Raw genomic sequence first — 17,666 nt, 5'->3', positions numbered from 1 at the left:
GAGGGAAACACGAGGAAGCTAGCGTGACAACGCCCGCTGTCGCACCCTGGGGAGGATGCCGTGCCCACTCGTCTGCTCCACCGCACACCGTCGTCGAAGACAGCGAGGTCGGTCGTCGCCGGCGCTCTCGCCGCCGGAGTTCTCGTCGCCTCGCTGGCGGGCTCGACCGCTGCGACGGCTGCCGCTCCCCGCCCGGCGGAGCGGTACGCTCCCGGTGCCGACGGCATCGGGGACCCGTACTTCCCGGTCTCCGGCAACGGCGGCATCGATGTCACGCACTACGCCCTCGACCTCGACTACACGCCGCCCGCGGCGGATCCCGCGCCGCTCGAGGGCGAGCTGGCGGCGGTGGCGACACTCGACATCGTGACCACGGCCGACCTCGACCGCTTCAACCTCGACCTCCGCAACCTCACCGTGTCGTCGGTGGTCGTGAACGGCAAGCCCACCGCGTTCGCGCAGCAGAGCGGCGAGCTCGTCGTCACGCCGCGCCCGAAGCTCAAGACCGGCCAGCCCGCGAGCGTGGTCATCACGTACGGCGGGACGACCACGCGCCCCAGAGACATCGAGGACGCGCTCTACGGCTGGGTCACGACCCGCGACGGGGCCATGGTGGTGAGCGAGCCCGACGGCTCGTCGACGTGGTTCCCGGTGAACGACCACCCCACGGACAAGGCGACCTACTCGTTCGAGATCACCGTCCCGGAGGGGCTGACCGCGGTGGCCAACGGGCTGCTCGAGGGCTCGGAGACCGCCGACGGGAAGACGACCTGGACGTGGGACGCGCCCGACCCGATGGCGTCGTACCTCGCCACCTCGACGATCGGGAACTTCCGGCTCGAGCAGTACACGGCGCCCAACGGCACGCCGATCATCGACGCGATCGACGTCTCGCGTACCCCGGCCCAGTACGCCAACCTCGCGCGCACGGGTGACATGCTCACCTTCTTCGAAGGCCTCTACGGCGACTACCCGTTCGTCTCGTACGGCGCCATCGTCGACAACGACTCGGTGTCGTACGCCCTCGAGACCCAGACCCGGTCGTTCTTCTCGGGCTCTGCCGGTCTGAGCACCGTCGCCCACGAGCTCGCGCACCAGTGGATGGGCAACCAGGTCAGCCCCGGTCGCTGGGCCGACATCTGGCTCAACGAGGGCTGGGCGACCTACTCCGAGTGGATGTGGACCGAGCACAACGGCGGCACGACGGCGGCCACGCGGTTCTCGAACCTGATGAACTCGCCGTCGCAGTCGGCCTGGAACACGGTGCTGGCCGATCCGGGCCCGCTCGGGCTCTTCGGCACGCCGGTGTACAACCGCGGTGCAGCTCTTCTCCACGCGCTGCGGGTGGAGGTCGGCGACGAGGTGTTCTTCGGCATCGCCCAGGAGTGGGTCGCACGCTTCGGCGGCGCAACCGCGACGACGGCCGACTTCATCGCGCTGTCCGAGGAGATCTCGGGTCAGGACCTCACGACGTTCTTCGACGTGTGGGCCTACCAGCCGCCGAAGCCGACGGTCTGGTAGCACGTCCGCCCGGCGCCCCACGCCCGGCGCCCGTCCAGGATTCGCGGGTGAGAATAGAAGGATGACCTCCCCCTCGACCATCACCATGTTCGGCGCGGACTGGTGCCGCGACTGCATCCGCACCAAGAAGCAGCTCGACGACCTCGGCATCTCGTACACCTACGTGGACCTCGTCGTCGACCCCGCCGCCGCGGACGTCGCCCGCGAGATCTCCGGACGCACCAACATCCCCGTCGTCGTATACCCGGATGCCTCGCACCACGTCGAGCCGTCGAACGCCGACGTCGAGATCAAGCTGCGCGAGCTCTCCCTCATCTGAGTCCGCCCGTCGGCCCGAGGCGTTCGGTCTCTGCGTTTCGACTCGCAAGCTCGCTCAACGACCACGTTCGTCGCTCGCTCAACGACCGGGAGCGCCGGATCCGGTCGTTGAGCGAGCGAAGCGAGACGAAACACGCAGATCCCGGCGCAGGCCCTGACGGCGCACCATGCGTCGTCATTAGGCTGAAGCCGTGAGCGTCGAACGCAATACCCGGGCGATCGAGGGAACAGTCGTCACCGACTTCGAGGACCGCATGAGCTACGGCGGGTACCTCGATCTGCCCACCCTGCTGTCGGCTCAGCGGCCGCTCAGCGGCAGCGAGGGGAAGCAGGAGCACCACGACGAGCTGCTGTTCATCGTGCAGCATCAGACCACCGAGCTGTGGCTGAAGCTCGTGCTGCACGAGCTGGGCGCGGCCTGTCGTCTGCTGCGCGAAGACCAGCTCGCGCCCGCGCTCAAGTGCATCGCACGGGTCAAGCACATCCAGAAGACGCTCACCGAGCAGTGGTCCGTCCTGGCGACCCTGACGCCCGCCGAGTACGGCCAGTTCCGCGGTGTGCTGGGCAACGCGAGCGGCTTCCAGTCGGCGCAGTACCGCGCGGTCGAGTTCACCCTGGGCAACAAGAACGCCGCCATGCTGCGCGTGTTCGCCGCCGACCCGGCAGCTCACACCCTCATCCGGGCCGCGCTCGAGGCACCGAGCCTGTACGACGAGTTCCTCGGGCTGCTCGCGCGGTCGGGCTACCCGATCCCCGCGGCGGTGCTCGAGCGCGATGTGACGACGGCGTGGACCTACACTCCTGAGCTCGTGCCGGTGTTCGTCGAGATCTACCGGGACCCGCAGACCCACTGGGCCGCGTACGAGACGTGCGAGGAGCTCGTCGACCTGGAAGACAACTTCCAGCTCTGGCGCTTCCGCCACCTCAAGACGGTGGAGCGCATCATCGGCTTCAAGACCGGCACGGGCGGCTCGAGCGGCGTGCCGTTCCTTCAGCGCGCGCTCGAGCTGACGTTCTTCCCCGAGCTGTACGCCGTGCGGACCGAGTTGTGATGTCGCACGACCCGGAGGCGCTGCGCGAGCTGCTCGGCCCCGATGCGGCGCTCTGCCACCGGGCTCTCACGGGCGAGCAGGGTGTGTCGCTCCCGCCCTTCACCGACCACCACGTGCACCTGCACCTCACCGACGAGCGGGCTCTCGCCGCGGGCGGCATCGCCGGGGTCCTCGACCTGGGCGGCGACCCCGTCGCCCTCGCCCGCCGCGGTGACGGCATCCCGCGCGTCGCGTACGCGGGCGCCTTCCTCACGGCGGTGGGCGGCTACCCGGTCGGGCGCTCGTGGGCGCCGCCCGAGATCACCCGCGAGATCGCGGATGCCTCGACCCACCCCGGCGTCCCCGGCGGCGCGGCGACGGCGGTCGACGAGCAGGCGTCGTTCGGGGCATCCGTCATCAAGGCCTCGCTCCACAGCACCGCGGGGCCGGTACTCGACAGCGACGCCCTGGCGGCGATCGTCGAGGTCGCCCGCGAGCGCGGTCTGGCTGTCGTCGCGCATGCGGAAGGCGAAGGGATGCCGCAGCTCGCGCTCGACGCCGGTGTCGACGGGTTCGCCCACACGCCCTTCAGCGCGTTCGTCGGGCGCGCCTTCACGGCTCACGCGGTGGCGGCGGGGCAGGTGTGGATCTCGACGCTCGCCATCCATCGCGACGACCCCGAGGCGGCGGAGTTCGCCCGCGTGAACCTCGCGGGCTTCGCCGCCGCCGGCGGGCGCGTGCTGTACGGCACCGACCTCGGCAACGGCGATCAGCCGGTCGGCGTCAACCCCGACGAGGCCGCGGCTCTGGACCGGGCGGGAGTCCGCGGCGCCGCGCTCATCGCCTCACTCGCCGACCCGTGGCCCTTCGCCGACCCGCCCCCGGGCGTGTGCACCTTCGTGCCCGGCCCGCCCCCCGCGGAGTTCGGAGAGATCGCCGAGTGGCTGCGCGGCGCAACCGTCGTCCCCACCGAGGAGCTCATCCATGACGACCACTGACCCCGCCGGGTCGTCCGGTCCGGCCTCTGCCGGATTCGGGGCGCACGACGTGCATTCGGGGCGTGAGCCGCACGCCCCAGACGTCCGCGATGCGCCCCGAACCCGTGGGCAGGCCGGGATCACCCCGTCCGACCTCGAGACCGAGGCCGCGGTCCTCGACGCGGCGGACGCGCTCCGCAGCCGCCGCGACGCCTTCGTCGGGGCCGACACGTCGCTGGTCTACTTCGACGGCAACTCCCTCGGTCGGCCGCTGCGCGCGAGCATCGAGCGGCTCGAGGCGTTCGCGCGCGACGAATGGGGCGGGCGCCTCATCCGCGGCTGGGACGAGTCCTGGATGCAGCTGCCCTTCGACATCGGCGACGCCGTCGGCCGCGCAGCGATCGGAGCGGCGCCGGACCAGACCGTGATCGGCGACTCGACGACCGTGCTGCTGTACAAGATGGTGCGGGCCGCGTTCGATGCCGCCGTCGCCGCCGACCCGGCGCGCGTGGAGATCGTGGTCGATCGCGACAACTTCCCCACCGACCGCTACCTCGTCGACGGCATCGCCGCGGAGCGCGGTGGCCGTGTGCGATGGATCGACGTCGACACGGTCAGCGGGGTCTCGGGCGAGGCGCTGCGTGCGGCCGTCGGGCGCGAGACGGCGGTCGTGCTGCTCTCGCACGTCGCCTACCGATCCGGCTATCTCACGGATGCCGAGGCCCTCACCCGCATCGCCCACGAGGCAGGGGCGCTCATCGTGTGGGACCTCTGCCACTCGGCCGGCTCCGTGCCGGTCGAGGCCGATGCGTGGGGGTTCGACATCGCCGTCGGCTGCACGTACAAGTACCTGAACGGCGGGCCGGGCTCCCCCGCCTTCGCCTACGTCGCCACGAGACTTCAGGACCGCCTCGCGCAGCCCATCCAGGGCTGGATGGGCACCGCCGACGTGTTCGCGATGGGCCCGGAGTACCAGCCGGCGGAGGGCATGCGGCGGTTCCTGTCGGGGACGCCCCCGATCGTCGGGATGCTCGCCATGCAGGACACGCTCGCCCTCATAGAGGAGGTCGGGATCGGCGCCATCCGCGCCAAGTCGGTTGCGCTGACCGAGTTCGCCGTGCGCGTGGCGGACGAACTCCTGGCCCCGCTCGGCGTCTCGGTGGCGTCGCCCCGCGACCCTGCCGCCCGCGGCGGCCACGTCACCCTCTCGCACCCCGCGATGCGCGCAGTCACGGCGCGGTTGTGGGTCCAGGACGTCATCCCCGACTACCGCGACCCCGGCGGCCTGCGCATCGGCCTGTCCCCGCTCTCGACTTCGTTCGCCGAGACGCTCGCCGGCCTGCGCGCGGTCGAGGCCGCGGTGCGCGCCGAGCGCAGTCGTTGAACGAGCGAGACGAAACGCCCGCACCCAGCGCAGTCGTGAAGCTCGAGGCGTTTCGTCTCGGTCGCTGGCGCTCCCTCGCTCAACGACCGGGACCCCTTCCCTCGGTCGTTGAGCGAGCGAGGAACGAGCGAGACGAAACGCCCGCACCCGGCGCCGAACGCCGGCTCGAGGCGTTTCGTCTCGGTCGCTGGCGCTCCCTCGCTCAACGACCGGGAACAGAGCCGGCACGGCGCTGACCTACACTGGCGCGATGAGCAATGAGGCTCCGGCGGCACCCGAAGCCACCGGCATCCATCCGGCGCGCCTGAAGCGTTCCACCATCGCCCGCTACGCTGCCGGATCACTCGGCACGGGCGGGTTCGCGACGCTGCCTGGGCTCGTGCTCACCTACTACCTGACCGACTCGCTCGGGGTCGCGGCGCTCGCGGCCGGCGCGGTCATCACGGTGGCGAAGGTGTGGGACGTCGTCATCGACCCGGTCATCGGCGCGTTGACCGACCGCGACCTCGCCCGGCACGGCAGCCGGCGGCGGCTGATGCTCATCGGCGCCCTCGCACTGCCGGTGCTGTTCGCGCTGACGTTCGCGGTGCCGCCCTCGCTCGGACCCGTCGTCGCGGGCATCTGGGTGCTGCTCGCCTTCACGCTCACGGCGACCGCCTTCAGCCTGTTCCAGGTGCCCTACATCGCGCTGCCCGCCGAGCTCACACCGAGCTACGACGAGCGCACGCGCCTGCTCACCTGGCGCGTCGTGGTGCTCACCTTCGCGATCCTGCTGTTCGGGGCGGGCGGCCCTGCGCTCCGCCGGGTCTCGGACGACCCCTTCGTCCAGTACCTGGTGATGGGAGTCGTCTGCGGTGCCGTGATCGGGATCGGGATGCTGGTGGCCACGGCCGTCGCGCGACGCACCGCGCCGGGGCGCACGCATCCGGATGCTGCGACCGACGCGCCGGCGGTGAGTGGAGAGGGCGCGGGGAGCGTCCCGTCGCCTGCTTCGTCCGCTTCCGGTGGGACGGCGGCGAGCGCGTCGACCGCCGGGTTCCGCGAGCACTACGCGTCCGGCATCCGCGCCCTCCGCCGCAGCCGGCCGTTCCGAATGCTGCTGTCGACCTTCGTGCTGCAGGCGCTCGCGACCGGTCTCATGCTGGCCGGCGCGCAGTACGTCGCGACGTGGGTGCTGCACTCCCAGGCGGCGGTCGAACTGCTGTTCATCGCGCTCATCGCGCCGGCGCTGCTGGCCGCGCCCGCGTGGGGCGTGGTCGCGCGGCGTCTCGGCAAGGAGCGAACCTTCGCGATCGCGAGCGTCGTCTTCGCAGTCGCGGCGCTGTCGATCCTCGGCATGCTGTGGGCGCCGGGCGACTGGATCTACGTGCCTGTCGCGATCGCGGGCATCGCGTACGCCGGCATGCAGTCGCTGCCCATGGCGATGCTGCCCGACGTCATCTCGCACGACGAGCGCACCGAGCCGGATGTGGCTGGGGGGACGGGCCGCGCCGGGTCGTTCAGCGGCGTCTGGACGGCCGGCGAGACCGTCGGCTTCGCGCTCGGCGCGACGACGCTGACGCTCATCCTCGCGGCGACCGGCTACGTCTCGTCGGTGGGTGGACAGATCGTGGGCGGACAGCTGGTGGAGCAGCCGGATGCCGCCATCACCGGCATCGTCGTGAGCTTCAGCCTCGTCCCCGCCGTGCTGATCGGGCTCAGCCTCCTCACGCTCGCGCGGTATCCACTGCGCAGAGCCGACATCGAATCGCGCTGACCCGCTCGACCCGCCCGGCGGACATGAGCACGGCAGTGCCGGCACAGGATCGGAGAACCCCGTCGACGCGCCGCCAGGCGGAGTTGCAGCCCGGCGGGTCGCGCAGAACCTCCGAGTCTGCGCGCACACGTGGCATCGAGTCGCACCGAGCGTGACACCGCGTGCCGCGTGCCGGGGGCTGTGACGTAAGATGCCCGGGACGGACTCACCCGACCCGGGTTCCCGGCGCGAGTTCGAAGGAGAACCCATGTCACCCACGTCGTCGACCACGCCGGCCACACCCCGGAAGACGCCTGCGAAGAGCCCGAAGGCTCCCGCCGGCCGTGTATCCGAGGCCGGGCTGCCGGCTGAAGAGCGTGCCGCGCTCGACGAGGCGATCACCCGACTCGAGGAGGGCACACGCGTGTGGGTCGCGCTCACCCTCGACCAGCGGGCGCGGCTGCTCGGCCGCGTGCGGGACGCCGTGGGCGCGGTCGCCCAGGAGTGGGCCGACGCCGCCACGATCTCGAAGGGGCTGGAGCCGGGGCATCCGCTCTCGGCAGAGGAGTGGCTCGGCGGACCCTACGCCGTCATCGGACTGCTCGACGCGCTCCGCGAGACCCTCGAAGCCCTCGCGAAGGGCCGGAGCCCGCTCGACGGCGTGACCATCGACCAGGCGCCGGGCGGGCGCCTGCGTGCGCACACGTTCCCGCTGAACGGCACGGAGAAGTTCCTCCTGTCGGGGTTCACCGGCGAGGTCTGGTTCGAGCCGGGCGTGACCGCGGATCAGGCGCGCCACCAGGCCGGGCTGGCGCAGCTCGCCCCGACCGAGTCCGGCGGCGTCGGGCTGGTGCTCGGCGCGGGCAACGTCACCTCGATCCCCGTCGCCGACGTGCTGTACGAACTGTTCGCGCACAACCGCGTCGCCCTGCTGAAGGTCAACCCGACGCAGGACGCCCTCGTACCCGTGTTCGAGCGTGCGCTGGCTCCGCTCATCGAGCCGGGGCTGGTGCGCATCGTGCGCGGCGGCGCCGCGACCGGCGCGTACCTCACCTCGCACCCGCGCATCGCGCACGTGCACATCACCGGCTCGGCCGCGACGTTCGACGCGATCGTGTGGGGTGCTTCGACAGGCTCAGCAGCCGGTGGCAGCTCAGGGGCGGAAGGCGCGGACGCCGACGCCGCGCGCGCGGCCGGCGAGCCGCAGCTGAAGGTGCCGATCACGGCGGAGCTGGGCGGAGTCTCACCGATCATCGTGGTGCCCGGCGCCTGGTCGGCCGCCGACATCGAATACCAGGCCCAGCACGTCGCCACGATGCGGCTCGTGAACGCCGGGCACAACTGCATCGCCGGCCAGGTCGTCATCCTGAGCTCGGACTGGCCTCAGCGGGCCGAGTTCCTGCAGGCGCTGCACACCGCTTATGCCGCTGCCCTCGAGCGCCCGGTGTGGTACCCCCGGAGCGATGAGCGGCTCGAGGCCGCGGCATCCGCCTATCCCGACGCCGTCTGGTCCGCCGACCGCACCCGCGCGATCGTCGAGGTGGGCGGCGGCGAGGGCCCCGACCCGGTCGAGTCGATCGAGTACTTCGCCCCGATCCTCGGCGTGGTCGAGGTCGGCGGCACCGGGCAGGAGTTCCTCGACGCGGCGGTCGCCCACGCCAACGCCCGGCTGACGGGCACGCTCGGCGCCAACGTGCTCATCGACCCCGTCACTGAGCAGGCACTCGGCGACGGCTTCGCGCGCGCGATCGCCGACCTGCGCTACGGCGACATCGCGATCAACACGTGGACCGCCTTCAACTTCCTCACCGCCCGCCTGACGTGGGGCGGATACCCCGGGGCGACGCCGGCCGACGTGTCGAGCGGCATCGGCGTCGTGCACAACGCGCTGCTGCTGGATCGGGTCGAGCGGTCGGTGGCTCGCGGGCCGTTCCGGCCGTTCCCTCGCTCTGTGGGCGATACGCTTCGGCGCCGGCGTCTGGCTCAGGGCACGATCCTGCCGACGCCGCCGTGGTTCGTGAACTCGCGCACCGGCGCCGAGGTGAGCGCCGGACTCACGCGCTACCTCGTCGACGGCAAGGTGCCCGGGCTGGTCAGGACGCTCGCCAAAGCGATGCAGGCGTGAGGCGCCGCGTCGCGCGCGGGCGTCGGAGCGCCGGTGATTCCGCGGCCGGCTTCGGCGCTGACGGCTTCGAGGCCGACTACGTCGTCGTCGGCGCCGGATCCTCTGGTGCCGCCGTCGCGGCGCGACTGAGCGAGGACCCGGCCGTCTCGGTGCTGCTGCTCGAGGCGGGAGGACCCGACCGGGCGATCGAACTGCACGTGCCCGCGGCGTTCTCCAAGCTCTTCCGCGGACGGTACGACTGGAACTACGACACCGTCCCCCAGCCGGCCCTCGAGGGCCGCACGGTGTACTGGCCGCGCGGCAAGACGCTGGGCGGGTCGTCGTCGCTCAACGCCATGATGTGGGTGCGGGGCTTCGCCGCCGACTACGACGAGTGGGCGGATGCCGCCGGCCCGATCTGGTCGTGGGACGCCCTGGTCCCCTACTTCCGGCGTGTGGAGCGCACGGCCGATCCGGCCCACGGCTCGCAGGGCACCCACGGACCCCAGCCCGTCGAGCACCAGCGGGATCCCCGGGCCCAGACGGCCGCGTTCCTCACGGCGGCGCAGCAGGCGGGGCATCCTGTCACCCCCGCGAATCTGCCGACGGGGCAGGGCTTCTCGCAGACGATGGTGAGCGAGAGCCGCGGTGCGCGCGCCTCCACGGCCGACGTGTACCTGCGCCCCGCGAAGGGGCGCGCGAACCTCCGGATCACCACGGGTGCGCACGTCCGGCGGGTGACCCTGGATTCCGGTTCGCCCCTGCCGCGTGCGACGGGCGTGTACGTCGACTTCGACGGGATCACCCGCCATGTGCGCGCGCGGCGCGAGGTCGTGCTGTCGGGCGGGGCGATCAACACGCCGCAGCTGCTCATGCTGAGCGGCATCGGCCCGGCCGAGCACCTCACCGAGCACGGGATCGGCATCGTGGTGGACGCCCCCGGCGTCGGCGCCAATCTGCAGGACCACCTCGTCGCGGGGCTCGCGCCGACCGCGGACAGCGGCACCCTGCACGACGCCGAGAGGCCGGCCGAAGTCGTGCGGTATCTGACGAAGCGGAGGGGGATGCTGACCTCCAACGTCGCCGAGGCCTACGGGTTCGTCCGCACAGAGGTCGCCGATCGCGCGGGAGCGCCCGAAGGGCTCCCCGACATCGAGATCATCTTCGCCCCGGTGCCGTACGTGGGCGAGGGACTCATCCCGTCGCCCGCGCACGGCCTCACGATCGGGGCGATCCTGCTGCGCCCGCGCAGCCGCGGCACGATCCGGCTCGCGTCGGCCGACCCTGCCGCGCCGCCGCTCATCGACCCCGCGTATCTGTCGGATCCCGACGGGGTCGACGCCGCGACGATGCTCGCCGGACTCGCCGAATGCGAGCGTCTCATCGACACCGAGGCGCTGCGCGCCGTCACGACCGGCGGCTGGGTACAGCCTCCCGGCGGCGATCGCATGACGCCGACCGAGCGCGCCGAGGTGTCGCTGCGCCGCTACTCGCACACGCTCTACCACCCGGTCGGCACGGCGCGGATGGGGACGGATGCCGCCTCCGTCGTCGACCCGGAACTCCGCGTCCGTGGCGTCACGGGCCTGCGGGTGGCCGACGCCTCGGTGATGCCCACCGTGATCCGCGGCCATACGAACGCTCCGGCCATCGTGATCGGCGAGGTCGCCGCCGACCTCATCCTCGGCCGCCGCGTCTGACCCGGCTTCGGTAGGCGCCCGCCCCGGACCCGGGCAGAACGTCGGCTCGGCGCGTTTCGTCTCGGTCGCTGGCGCTCCCTCGCTCAACGACCAGGATCCTTCTCTCGGTCGTTGAGCGAGCGAGGAACAAGCGAGACGAAACGCCCCGGACCCGGGCAGAACGTCGGCTCGGCGCGTTTCGTCTCGGTCGCTGGCGCTCCCTCGCTCAACGACCGGAGCCTGTGTTCCGGCGTTGAGCGAGCGACGAAGGAGCGAGCCGAAACGCTCCGGTCAACGCACAGGCACGGCGATCTCGGGCAGCGACAGGTCGGCGCCGCCGGCGGCGAACATGCGACGCACCAGCGGGCGGAACAGCCGTGACGTCATCACGCCGGTGAGCGCCCGCAGCGTGGCCCCTTCGATTCTGCTCGCCGGAACCATGCGCTCGATGCCGCCGCCGGGGATCTGCTTGCCCCGCTCGGTGAACGGGGCGATGTCGTCGGCGTAGCGGCGCAGCGCGCCGACGGCGTCATCCGGTGTCGCGGCGAGGTGGGCCGCGAGGAGATGCGCACCGATGAGCGCGGTCGCCGTCCCCTGCCCCGTCATCGGCGAGCCGCACGACGCCGCATCGCCGAGCAGCACCACCCGGCCGTTCGCGACGTCCGGCACGTCGATGCGCACGAGCTCATCGAAGTACAGATCGGATGCCTCGCCCAGCGCCGCCAGCACGGCCGGGGCGTGCCAGCCGGCGCCGGCGATGCGCGCACGGATCAGCGCCTCCTGCGCGACCCGGTCCCCTCGCAGCGCCGGGTCGCGGTCCATCCGGAACGTGAGGATCGCCTTGGACGTCGTCGGGTCGAGGTCGGGGCGGATCCCGACTGTCGCCCCGGGCACGAACCTCAGCGCGAACCAGCCCGGCTCGAGGTCGGAGGGCGTGGGCAGGGTGAAGAACGCCATGTACCCGCCCAGGTACGTGGCGAACTGCTCCTCGGGCCCGAACGCCAGCCGGCGCGTCGCGGAGTGCACGCCGTCGGCGCCGACCACGATGTCGAACCGTGCCGCTTCGGCGTGCTCGAATTCGACGTCGGCACCGGCGTCATCCTGCGCGATCGCCGTGATGCGGTCGCCGAACCGCAGGTCGAGCAGACGAGGACGGGCATCGGCGGCCGTGCGCAGCGCATCGAGGAGCACTCGGGCCAGGTCGCCGCGCGCGATCTCGATCTCGGCGACGGCGCCTTCGCCGTCGAAGTCGGCCATCGACATCCGGCCGAAGACACGGCCGCCACTGCCGACGTACGCGATGCCCTCCTCGTGTACGCGAAACTGCTCGATGCCGACCATGATCCCCATGAGTTCTGCGACCTCGCGGCTCGCGCCGCGGAGGTCCACAGCCTGCCCGCCCGGGCGACGAGCGTCGGCGCGTTCGACGACGGTGACACGGATGCCTTTGCGCACAAGCTGCAGGGCGAGCGCGAGGCCCGCGATGCCCGCGCCGGAGATCAGGACGTGCGGTGTGCGGTCGAAGTCGTTCATGAGGCATCCCGTCAGTCGGACGTTTGTGTGAGACATATGTCTAACACAGGTGTTGGACGTTTGTCTAGCACGCTCGTCCAACTCCCGCCTAGGATGAACGCATGGGCAATCGCGAAGATCTGCTGGCGGGGGCACGTCAGGTCATCCTGGAGCGGGGCGTCGCCAAGGCGACGGCCCGCGACATCGCCACCGCGGCGGGAGTGAGCCTGGCCGCGATCGGCTACCACTTCGGCTCGAAGGACGAGCTCGTCACCGCCGCGCTCATGGAGTCCCTCGGCAGCGGCATCGGCGACGAGATGGAGTCCGTGGTGCACGAGACCGCGTCACTCCCGTTGCTCCAGGGTTTCGCCGCGCTGTGGAACCGCATGCCCGACGTGTTCTCCGCCAACCGGGAGGCGCTGCTGGCGAGCCTTGAGAACTCCGTGCGCGTGCTGCGCGACCCGCAGGCAGGTCGTGCATTGGCGGATGCCGCGGCTGAGGGCCATGACGGAATCGCCGAGCAGCTGCGCGCCGCGCGTCCCGAGATGACCGACGCCGACGTCGCCGCGGTCGCCCAGCTCAACTTCGTGCTCGTGCAGAGCCTCGGCATCCTGTGGCTCATGAACCCCGCAGCACTGCCGACCGGCGACGAGCTCGCGCGTGCCGTCGCCGTCATCGCCTCCGACACGCCCGCATGACCCCGCCCGCCGCCCCTGTGCCACTGCGCTCCGCAGTCACATTTCGGCGTCTTCGCCCGGCCGGCATCCTCGCAAACTGACTGCGGACGCCTGGGCCTCGCGCTCCGCAGTCAGGTTATGCGCCCGCCGTCGGGTGCGCGGCGCAGAACGCGGCTGCGGAGGGAACAGGCCGAGGCGCCGAGCAGGGGAGGAGGGGAGGAGACGCGGAACGCCCCGGCGCACGGGGTGCGTCGGGGCGTTTCGGGCTGAGATACGGGGAGGTCAGCGGCCGCTGCGGCGGTTGGTGCCGTTCGGGCGGACGACCGAGCCAACCATGAGCTTGCCGGTGCCGTTCGACGTCGCGCGGCGGCCCTGCGTGCGGGGGTTGCCGGCGGGCTGCGCCGAACGGGCGTGGCCGGCGCTCTGGTCGCTGCGCTGGTGAGTGGCGCGGTCCTGCGTCGTGGCGGCATCGCGGCCCCGACCGGCGCCCTGACCCCGACCTGCGCCCTGCGCACCGGATCCGCCCTGGCCGGAGCCACGGCGGCCACCGCCGGCACCGGAGCCGGAGCGCGACGAGCCGTCGGCACCCTGGCGACCGTCGCGGGCGGCGCGCTTGCGCTGCGCGTTGGCGCCCTGGCTGGTGCCGCGGGGCGTCTCGACGACCGGAACCGGCTTGACGTACGCGGCGACCTGGCCGACGAGCGCGGTGACCGCGGGCGAGGCAGCCGTCACGACCACGGGCTCGACCGAGATCGCGGCCTTGCGCAGCAGCTGCGAGACGTCGCGCTTCTGCTCGGGCAGCACCAGCGTGACCACGGCGCCCTCGGCGCCCGCGCGAGCCGTGCGGCCCGAACGGTGCAGGTACGCCTTGTGCTCGGTGGGCGGATCCACGTGGATGACGAGCTCGACGTCGTCGACGTGCACACCGCGGGCTGCGACATCCGTCGCCACGAGCACCTTGACGCTGCCCGCCGAGAACGCCGCGAGGTTGCGGTCGCGCGCCGCCTGCGACAGGTTGCCGTGCAGGTCGACGGCCGGGATGCCCTCGCCGGTGAGCTGCTTGGCGAGCTTCTTCGCCTGGTGCTTGGTGCGCATGAACAGGATGCGGCGGCCGGTGCCCGACGCGAGCGCCTTGACGACGTCCTTCTTGGCGTCGGCGTCGGCGAGCGTGAAGACGTGGTGCGTCATCGCGGCGACAGGCGAGTGCGCCTCGTCGACGGAGTGCAGCACCTCGTTCTGCAGGAAGCGGTTGACGAGCTTGTCGACCCCGTTGTCGAGGGTCGCGCTGAACAGGAGGCGCTGGCCGCCGGCCGGCGTCGCGTTCAGGATGCGCGTGACACCCGGCAGGAAGCCGAGGTCGGCCATGTGGTCGGCCTCGTCGATGACGGTGACCTCGACCGCGTCGAGGTGCACGAAGCCCTGCTTCATGAGGTCCTCGAGGCGGCCCGGGCACGCCACGATGATGTCGACGCCGGCGTTCAGCGCCTGCACCTGACGGTTCTGGTTCACGCCGCCGAAGATCGTGGTCGTGGTGAGGCCGTAGGCCTTGGCGAGCGGCGCGAGAACAGCGTCGATCTGCGTCGCGAGCTCCCGCGTGGGGGCGAGGACGAGGCCGAGCGGGCGGCCCTTGCGACGGTTGCCGCCGGCGAGCTTGCCGCCGAGGCGCGCGGCCATCGGGATCGAGAAGGCGAGCGTCTTGCCTGAGCCGGTCTTGCCGCGGCCCAGCACGTCGCGGCCGGCGAGCGTGTCGGGGAGCGTGTCGATCTGGATCGGGAACGCGGTGGTCTTGCCGTCCGCGGCGAGCGCGTCGACGAGGGGCTGCGGCACGCCGAGCGCGCCGAAAGTGGTTTCAGTCATGAGGGGATTTCTCCGGGCACACAGATGCCCTGTCGGTGGCCGGGGCGGATTTCGCCCACGGGTCGCCGTACGAAAGTCATCACCGGCATCGCGCGGCTGAGCCGGGCGGCGGCGGGAGGGGAAGCGTTCTACGACGCAAGAAGCGCATGAAGCGCTGCAAGATGATCCACCCTAGCAGGGTGCGGCTGGGCGTTCTCCGCAGGCGGTCAGCGAGCGAGTGGGAGAACGCCGCACGCCCTTGCCCGGTCGTTGAGCGAGCGAGGAACGTGGTCGTTGAGCGAGCTTGCGAGTCGAAACGCGGAGACGCAACGCCCCGCAGCCGGCGCAGACGAGCGGCTCAAGGCGTTTCGTCTCGGTCGCTGGCGCTCCCTCGCTCAACGACCGGATACCCCGGTTCCTCCGTACGCAGGGCGCTGCGGCGTGCGGGGCGAGACGTCTCCGCGCTCAGGGACGGCGAGCCCGGCGCGGCGAGCGGTACGCGGTACGCGTACCGCTGACATCGGAGCCCGCCCCCTCGGACTCGGGCGGCGAGACTTCCGCCCCGCCGGAGTCAGATTGCGAGGTTCCGGCCCCGTCGGACTCAGACTCTGCACCCCCGGCCGCGGCGTCGTCGGCTGTTGGCGTCTCCGCGCCATCCTCACCGCCTGGAGCTTCGCCTTCACCCGTCTGCTCGGGCGGCGCGGATGCCTCGTCCGATTCGCCCTCGGGCGCTACGGCGTCCTGGGCGCCCTCGCTGGCGCCGGACTCTTCGGGCCCGACGGCGTCCTGGGCGCCCTCGCTGGGGCCGGACTCCTCGGGCGCGACGGCGTCCTCGCCCTCCTGACTCGCGCCGGACTCCTCGTCCGCGACGGCGTCCTCGCCTCCCTCGCTGGCGCCGGACTCCTCGGGCCCGACGGCGTCCTCGCCCACCTCACTCGGGCCGGACTCGTCGGCGTCCTCGGCCAGCTCGCCGGACCCGGCGAACCGGTCGGTCGCGGCGCGGAGCGCGGCGGCGATGCCCGGTTCGGACGCCGCGTGCGCGGCATCCGGAATCATCGTGAAATCCGCCTCGGGCCATGCGCGGTGCAGGTCCCACGCGGTCATCGCGGGCGTGCAGACGTCGTACCGGCCCTGCACGATGACGGCGGGGATGTGGCGGATGCGGTCGGCCCCGGCGATCAGCTGATCCGGCGTGAACCAGCCGCCGTGCAGGAAGTAGTGGTTCTCGATACGCGCGAACGCCACGGCGGCGCGCGGCTCGGACATCGCCTCGACGAGCTCGGGATCGGGCAGGAGCGTCAGGTTCGCCGCCTCCCAGCGCGACCACGCGACAGCCGCCGGAACGTGCACGGCGGGGTCGGGGTCGGCCAGGCGTCGGTGATACGCCTGCATGAGCTTCGACCGCTCGAGGATCGGGATGGGTGCGATGAAGTCTTCCCAGAGATCCGGGACGACGGATGCCGCACCACCCTCGTAGAACCACTCCAGCTCGTGGCGGCGCAGCGTGAAGATGCCGCGCAGCACGATCTCGGTCACCGCCTGCGGGTGGGCCTGCGCGTAGGCGAGGGCCAGTGCGCTCCCCCACGAACCGCCGAACACCTGCCACTTCTCGATGCCGAGGTTCTTGCGCAGCAGCTCGAGGTCGGCGACGAGGTGCCACGTGGTGTTGTGGCGGAGGTCGGCGTGCGGCTCGCTCGCGTGCGGGGTCGAGCGACCGGATCCGCGCTGGTCGAGCAGGACGATGCGGTATCGCTCGGGGTCGAAGAAGCGGCGGTGCCACGGAGACGTGCCGGCACCCGGACCGCCGTGCAGGAACACCACCGGCTTGCCCTCGGGGTTGCCGCTCTGCTCGTACGCGATGCGATGCCCCTCGCCGGCGATGAGCATGCCGATGTCATAGGGCTCGAGGGGCGGATAGAGGATGTCGTCGAGGTGCTCATTCATAGGCTTCTCCCCGAGACGCCGAAGGTGTCGCAGGCGGAGACACCGCCCCGGTACCCCGCCTCGAACCAGCGCTGCCGCTGCTCGCTGGAGCCGTGCGTCCAGGACTCGGGGTTCACCACGCCCCCGGTCTCCTGCTGGATGTGGTCGTCGCCGACGACGCCCGCCGCGTTGATCGCGTCGGCGATCTGCTGCGGCGTGGGCTCCTGCAGATACGGCACGCCGTTCTCGTCGACCTGCTCGGTCATGTCGCCCACCCACGCGCCGGCGAAGCAGTCGGCCTGCAGCTCGGTGCGCACGCCATTGCTGTCAGGCCCGGTGCCGTTGTTGGGATGCTGCTCCATGATGCCGGCGATGTGCTGCACGTGGTGCCCGTACTCGTGGGCGAGCACGTAGAGCTGGGCGAGGTCGCCCGCCGACGCGTCGAACTGCTGACGCAGCAGGCCGAAGAACGTCGGGTCGATGTAGACCGTCTCTTCGGGCGGGCAGTAGAACGGACCGGTCTGGTTGGATGCCGTGCCGCACGTCGTCGCCGTCTGGCCGTCCACGATCACGAGCTGGGGTGCGCGATACCCCTGCATCTGGTCGGTCCAGTACTCGTCGAGCACCAGGCTCCCGGCGGCGAGCCGGCAGTCGTCGTTCGTGTTCGCATCCGCGCCCGTCTCGCACTGCGCGATCTCGGACTCCTCGCCGGTCCCGACCTGCGGCGTCGTGGGGATGATGCCCGACAGGTCCTGTCCGGTGAAGAGCTGGAACAGAATCACGGCGATCGCGCCGATGCCGGCGATGCCACCGCCCGCCACCGCCGCGCCCGCTCCTCGACGCCGCGCCGTGTTCCCCCCGACGTTGGCGTTCTCATTGAACGTCATAGCTGTCACGGTACCCCGAACGCCTGATCGCACACGAGAACGCCACAGAATCTCGCGGATTGCGTACAATGCCGCGGGCATA

12 protein-coding genes and 1 pseudogene are annotated in these 17,666 nt (G+C 71.7%); 9 read left to right on the top strand and 4 right to left on the bottom strand.

Annotated elements, in window-relative coordinates:
• Positions 1-60 precede the first annotated feature (60 nt).
• The 8 genes from B2K11_RS02645 to B2K11_RS02610 all read left to right on the top strand — a co-directional run bounded on the left by B2K11_RS02645 (position 61) and on the right by B2K11_RS02610 (position 10,770).
• A complete protein-coding gene (locus B2K11_RS02645; protein ID WP_239525632.1) occupies positions 61-1,521 on the top strand; it encodes a M1 family metallopeptidase in 1,461 nt (486 codons plus the stop codon).
• Between the two features lie 61 nt (positions 1,522-1,582).
• Complete coding sequence (locus B2K11_RS02640) at positions 1,583-1,840, top strand: glutaredoxin domain-containing protein (protein WP_163616575.1); 258 nt, start codon at positions 1,583-1,585, stop codon at positions 1,838-1,840.
• A gap of 190 nt (positions 1,841-2,030) precedes the next feature.
• Positions 2,031-2,891 carry a tryptophan 2,3-dioxygenase gene (kynA, locus tag B2K11_RS02635; protein WP_163616573.1) on the top strand — a complete coding sequence of 287 codons (861 nt, stop codon included), beginning with the start codon at positions 2,031-2,033 and terminating at the stop codon, positions 2,889-2,891.
• Positions 2,891-3,868, top strand: coding sequence for a hypothetical protein (locus tag B2K11_RS02630; protein ID WP_163616571.1), 978 nt, complete (start codon positions 2,891-2,893; stop codon positions 3,866-3,868). Before kynA ends, B2K11_RS02630 begins: the two co-directional genes overlap by 1 nt.
• A complete protein-coding gene (locus B2K11_RS02625; protein ID WP_163616569.1) occupies positions 3,855-5,231 on the top strand; it encodes an aminotransferase class V-fold PLP-dependent enzyme in 1,377 nt (458 codons plus the stop codon). The genes B2K11_RS02630 and B2K11_RS02625 overlap by 14 nt, the downstream gene beginning before the upstream one ends.
• A gap of 250 nt (positions 5,232-5,481) precedes the next feature.
• Positions 5,482-6,987 (top strand): MFS transporter, encoded by a 1,506-nt coding sequence (locus B2K11_RS02620; protein ID WP_163616567.1) that lies wholly within the window; start codon positions 5,482-5,484, stop codon positions 6,985-6,987.
• Positions 6,988-7,234: 247 nt separating this feature from the next.
• Positions 7,235-9,091 (top strand): aldehyde dehydrogenase family protein, encoded by a 1,857-nt coding sequence (locus B2K11_RS02615; protein WP_163616565.1) that lies wholly within the window; start codon positions 7,235-7,237, stop codon positions 9,089-9,091.
• The gene (locus tag B2K11_RS02610) at positions 9,088-10,770 is read left to right on the top strand and encodes a GMC family oxidoreductase N-terminal domain-containing protein (RefSeq protein WP_163616563.1); all 1,683 of its coding nucleotides are present in this window, start codon (positions 9,088-9,090) and stop codon (positions 10,768-10,770) included. Before B2K11_RS02615 ends, B2K11_RS02610 begins: the two co-directional genes overlap by 4 nt.
• 270 nt (positions 10,771-11,040) lie before the next feature.
• Here the strand turns inward: B2K11_RS02610 and B2K11_RS02605 are convergent, their stop codons facing one another.
• Entirely contained in the window at positions 11,041-12,282 is a 1,242-nt protein-coding gene (locus B2K11_RS02605) for an FAD-dependent monooxygenase (RefSeq protein ID WP_163616561.1), read from the bottom strand.
• Positions 12,283-12,383: 101 nt separating this feature from the next.
• On the opposite strand from B2K11_RS02605, the gene B2K11_RS02600 reads away from it, so the two are divergent.
• Positions 12,384-12,959 (top strand): TetR/AcrR family transcriptional regulator, encoded by a 576-nt coding sequence (locus tag B2K11_RS02600; RefSeq protein WP_163616559.1) that lies wholly within the window; start codon positions 12,384-12,386, stop codon positions 12,957-12,959.
• 261 nt (positions 12,960-13,220) lie between these two features.
• On the opposite strand, the gene B2K11_RS02595 is transcribed toward B2K11_RS02600, so the two are convergent.
• The 3 genes and pseudogenes from B2K11_RS02595 to B2K11_RS02585 form a co-directional block, all read right to left on the bottom strand.
• Entirely contained in the window at positions 13,221-14,795 is a 1,575-nt protein-coding gene (locus B2K11_RS02595) for a DEAD/DEAH box helicase (protein WP_163616557.1), read from the bottom strand.
• A 957-nt stretch (positions 14,796-15,752) separates the two neighbouring features.
• Positions 15,753-16,718: pseudogene (pip, locus tag B2K11_RS02590) on the bottom strand (prolyl aminopeptidase); the annotation flags it as partial.
• Positions 16,715-17,584 carry a neutral zinc metallopeptidase gene (locus B2K11_RS02585; RefSeq protein WP_163616555.1) on the bottom strand — a complete coding sequence of 290 codons (870 nt, stop codon included), beginning with the start codon at positions 17,582-17,584 and terminating at the stop codon, positions 16,715-16,717. The pseudogene pip and the gene B2K11_RS02585, both read right to left, overlap by 4 nt.
• Between the last annotated feature and the right edge of the window lie 82 nt (positions 17,585-17,666).

This window comes from Microbacterium sp. B35-30 (assembly GCF_010634855.1).
Lineage (GTDB): Bacteria > Actinomycetota > Actinomycetes > Actinomycetales > Microbacteriaceae > Microbacterium.
The sequence above is the reverse complement of the archived record's forward strand: the minus strand, read 5'-3'. Positions and strand labels throughout refer to the sequence as shown.